Source organism: Onishia taeanensis, from assembly GCF_003268885.1.
Classification (GTDB): domain Bacteria; phylum Pseudomonadota; class Gammaproteobacteria; order Pseudomonadales; family Halomonadaceae; genus Onishia; species Onishia taeanensis_A.
On the sequence record NZ_QLSX01000022.1, the window covers coordinates 1 to 4,337 of the forward strand.

A 4,337-nucleotide genomic window follows, 5' to 3' on the forward strand; every position below is an offset into this window, starting at 1 on the left:
GGGCGGAATTCGGCGAAAGCAGAAGAAAGCCGCGCTGGATGAGACATACCTTGCTGACATTCTCGCGGTCTGATTTTTTTCATGCGTTTTCCCTGCCTGGGCGTCTTCCCTGACCCTATGTCCCACACTTGCCTATGCACAGCTGCAGCAGCAGACGCATTGTATGCTGATTGCCGGTAAAGCTCTACGCGGCGATGGTAAGAAAGGGTATCCCTGTGAGCCCCCCAGCGGCAACGAGTAGCCGAATTTTCAATCACTTATAGGCGTAGTTGTAGTAACCGTAGCCATAACTGGTTGCTGCCTTGCGCTCCATGGCGTTCAGGATGGCGCCTTTGACCGCCACACCTGAGGTTTCGAAGCGCCTTATGGCAATTTCCAGTTCCTTGACGGGGTTCATCTGGAAACGCGTCACCATCAGCGTGGTGCCACACTGTTTGCCAATAACGGCGGCATCAGTAACAGCGAGAATCGGCGGCGTATCGATGATAACAAGGTCATATCGCGCTCGAATATCTGACAGGAATTGAGTGAAGCGTTCTTGCATCAACAGCTCTGAAGGATTGGGCGGGGCACTACCACGCGACACATAATCCAGCCCTTCGATGCTTCCGGAACGCACAACTTCGTCCAGCGCTGCCTTACCGGCCAGCAACTCCGACAGACCACCTTCGCTTTTGCCGCCGAAGGCATGGTGCACATGCCCTTTACGCATATCGGCATCCACCACCAGCACTTGCTGACCTGCCTGAGCGCACACTGCAGCCAAGTTGATGGAAATGAAGCTCTTGCCGATGCCTGGGCTGGGGCCAGTAATGGCAAGCAGGTTATCGCCGGATTCCATCATCGCGAAGTGCAAGCTGGTACGCAGGCCGCGAATGGATTCGATTGCAGTATCTACCGGCGAGCGCTCGGCCAAAATGCCGGTGCTGATGTCATGCCCGCGCTCGTCGTTTTGCCTTTTGACACGTTTCATAAGCGTGCTCTGCTCTTCTGAGAGCGGTACCGTGGCATAAACAGGAATCCCGGCATCCTCGATCTGCTCGGGTGATTCGACGCCACGGTTGAAAAGACCTCGCACCAGCACCAGGCCTACAGAAAGCATGCCGCCCAGTAGCGTCGCCAGCACCACGATGAGCGGTTTCTTGGGCTCAACCGGCTCGGGCTGTACGACTGCCTCATCCAGGATCCGCACATTGCCGACGGTGCTAGCTCGAGCAATTTTCATTTCCTGAATTTTGTTGAGCATCTGAACATAGACTTCCTGATTGACCTTGACGTCGCGGCTCATCCGAAGGACTTGCTGCTGGGTCTCGGGCAGGTCGTCTACCTTGGCTTCCAGCTGGTCACGCTCATTCTGCAGCTGCTGTTTCTTCTCTAGTAGCGCCTGGTAGGAGGGATGGCTCTTGGTGAAACGTCGAGAGATTTCCGATTCTTTGAAGGACAGCTCGTTTAACTGTTTTTCCAGATCCACAATGCGCTCGAGGATCGACTGTGTTTCCAGTGAAAGATCAACGCTATCGCGCTTCGTGCGATAAGAATTGAGTTCGTCTTCTGCCTCGCGAAGTTGGTCACGAACCTGAGGCGTTTGTTGCTCCAGGAACTCCAGACTTTTCTCGGCCTCGGCGGCCTGGCGTTGGATGTTCTGCGTCAAATAAACGTCGCTAATGGCATCCAGCACCTGAGTAGCGCGTTGCGGATCTGTATCGCTTAGAGAAAGGTCGAGCAGGCCACTATCCTTGCCCTGCTGGCTCACGCTGAAACGAGAGCGCAGATCGTTGGTCACTTTCAGGCGAGCCGACTTGTTCAATGTGAAGGTTGCGCCTGCCCCGGCATTCAGTTCGGCCACACGAAGATGGACCGCACCACCCAAGAAGGCCTTATCGCGCCCAACCTGCCCTTCTCCCAGATTTCGCCCTTCCAACGTAAGACGATAGTGACTCTTATCTAACACGATCAGCTCAAATGGCGTGCCGATGAACGCCTGCGATACCTGAAATTGACTAACATTGATTTTCTCGCCTGCCCATACGCTACTTTCTGCGAAACTTGGGCGTTCCATGCCATGGCGCACCAGGAAGTTTCCCACGATAGGTAGACGCTTTGGCGTGACCTGAAGCGTCAGGTTCTCCTGATCGACCGCACGCCCCAGGACCATCCTGGAACGCAGTATCCCCACTTGGGTATCGGCTGAGGGCTCCTCGCCAAGAATGGACTTCACATCCTCAAGCGGATTGCTCATTCCGGCTTTCTTCTCAACCTGCACCAAGGCATCGGCACGATAGACGGGCGTGGCCAGCAGCGCATAGGCAATACCCGCGATAGCAAATACCGCGGTTATGCCGATGATCCACCATTTATGGTCAATCAGCAGACCGAACAGTCGGCCCAGGTCGATCTCATCGTCAGCAGGCGGTGCAGCAGGCGTTTGTGACATATCAATACCAGAGGGAAAATCAGTGAAGAAAACAAATCAGTTCTGTTGACATAGCCGTGAGCCATCAACGGCCAAAAGATGGTTAAAGCTTGGTGGCCCAAGCGTTGGTAGCCTGAGTCAACAGATGGTGAACGTGCCTAAAGGCGGCTTCGCTCTTTTGGTAAGGATCAGGAATTTCCTTTGCGCCATTTTCCAGCCAGTGTCCGAGAAGCATTGTCTTACCCAACGCTGCGGAAGAAAGCTCACCGACGGCCCGGCGCTGGCCATCACTCATCACCAAGACCAGATCTGTCTGCTGCAGCATCTCTTGGGTTAGTTGGCGAGACGTATGATCGCTCACCTCCAGCCCATCGGCTTCTGCCAGGCGCCGAGCGGTCGGCTCTAAGCCTTGGCCGACCAAGGCACCAAGGCCGGCCGAGGCAATAACCTTGCTTGGGCATCGCTGTTTGAGCATCGCCTCGGCTACCGGGCTTCGACAGATATTGCCGGTGCATACCACCAGAATACGTTCAAACATGGCGTTACATATCCCGCACGTCGCTAGAGGTGTTCGCCACGGTTCCCGGCAGATTCACGGTCGGCAGCAACAAGCTGATCACGCGGTTCCAGCGAGCCACCGGGGCGGTGGTGACATAGACCACATCCTTGGGCTCAAGCGTGAAGCGCTGACCCAGGCTGAAGGCGGCCGCATTACGTACGTCCAACTGGTACACCGTCGCGAGCTGTTGGCTACCTTCGGGTTTAGTTCGCACCACAAAGATGCCGGATGCCTCGGCAGTGGTTTCATTGATGCCACCGGCCCGCGAAATAGCATCCGTGAGCGTCAGCCTCTCGTTGCCCAAGGCAACATTGCCAGGCCTGATGACTTGGCCCATGACCGACACGCCTTGGTTTTCTGCACTGGTCACATGCAGCACGTCACCATCGCGCATTAGACGATTTTCCCGCTGATCTCCCTGGCGGAGCAACGCATAGAGTGAAACCGGTGTCTCGACCCCATCACGGGTTAATATGGCGCGATGCCAGTTAGCATTCGCAGAAGCACCGCCGGCCTCGCTCAAGGCATCGCGAATGGTCATGGGATCGGTCGTAATAGGCAGCTTCCCCTGAGTATTGACCGCTCCGGTCACGTACACACTCTTGGAACGGTACGCCGCCACCTTCACATCGACTTGCGGATCGGCGATGTACTGCGACAACCGGCGAGTCAAAAGCGAGCGTATCTCGTCCAGCGTCTTACCCTCGACCTGAACTTGACCAATATAGGGATAGAAAATGGCGCCGTCATTGCGCACCAGATTGCCCGCCTCAGCGGCACTACGCTGCTCGCCGGACGGAATAGTCAGCTCGGGGTGGTCATACACGATGATATCGAGGACATCCCCCGGGCCCACACGATACACATAATTATCTAACGCTTGCCGGAGATTCTCTGGCATAGCGTGGCCGACTGCTGCAACTTCATCGCGGTACGTGGCTACCAGCCCGGGCGTAATGGGCTGGACATCAACAAGCTCGTCGATTGGCGCACTCTCCGCTTGATAATCCATGTGGCTGCCAGGGAAAACGCATGAAAAAAATCAGACCGCGAGAATGTCAGCAAGGTATGTCTCATCCAGCGCGGCTTTCTTCTGCTTTCGCCGAATTCCGCCCTTGAAACGCTTCTCCCCTTTCAAGTAATTCAGGGCGATATGGCGGACCCTGGCGAGGTTTTCTGCTGCCTGCCCGCGATGGATTTTGCAGGCATCCTCGCGGAGCGCCACATCCAAGGACCAGTGGAGCTTATTCTCGACAAACCAATGCTGGCGGGCCGCTTCTGCGAGCTTCATGGCGCTCAGCTCGGCCGAACTGATGTAGTAACGAATCATCGGCGATTCTGGTGCTTCGTCACCTTCCTGTCGGA

The 4,337-nt window shown here is 55.8% G+C and carries 4 protein-coding genes; all 4 read right to left on the reverse strand.

Translation table 11 applies throughout. From position 1 onward, the window contains the following. Positions 1 to 253: 253 nt before the first annotated feature. The gene (locus BCL93_RS16965) at positions 254 to 2,434 is read right to left on the reverse strand and encodes a polysaccharide biosynthesis tyrosine autokinase (protein ID WP_112056541.1); all 2,181 of its coding nucleotides are present in this window, start codon (positions 2,432 to 2,434) and stop codon (positions 254 to 256) included. Positions 2,435 to 2,516: 82 nt separating this feature from the next. Further along, positions 2,517 to 2,951 (reverse strand): low molecular weight protein-tyrosine-phosphatase, encoded by a 435-nt coding sequence (locus BCL93_RS16970; RefSeq protein WP_112056542.1) that lies wholly within the window; start codon positions 2,949 to 2,951, stop codon positions 2,517 to 2,519. Positions 2,952 to 2,955: 4 nt separating this feature from the next. Next, the gene (locus tag BCL93_RS16975; RefSeq protein WP_181463128.1) at positions 2,956 to 3,984 is read right to left on the reverse strand and encodes a polysaccharide export protein; all 1,029 of its coding nucleotides are present in this window, start codon (positions 3,982 to 3,984) and stop codon (positions 2,956 to 2,958) included. A 30-nt stretch (positions 3,985 to 4,014) separates the two neighbouring features. Then, positions 4,015 to 4,337, reverse strand: a 323-nt coding sequence (locus BCL93_RS16980; protein WP_112055198.1) for an ISAs1 family transposase, incomplete at its 5' end; no start/stop codon positions are given.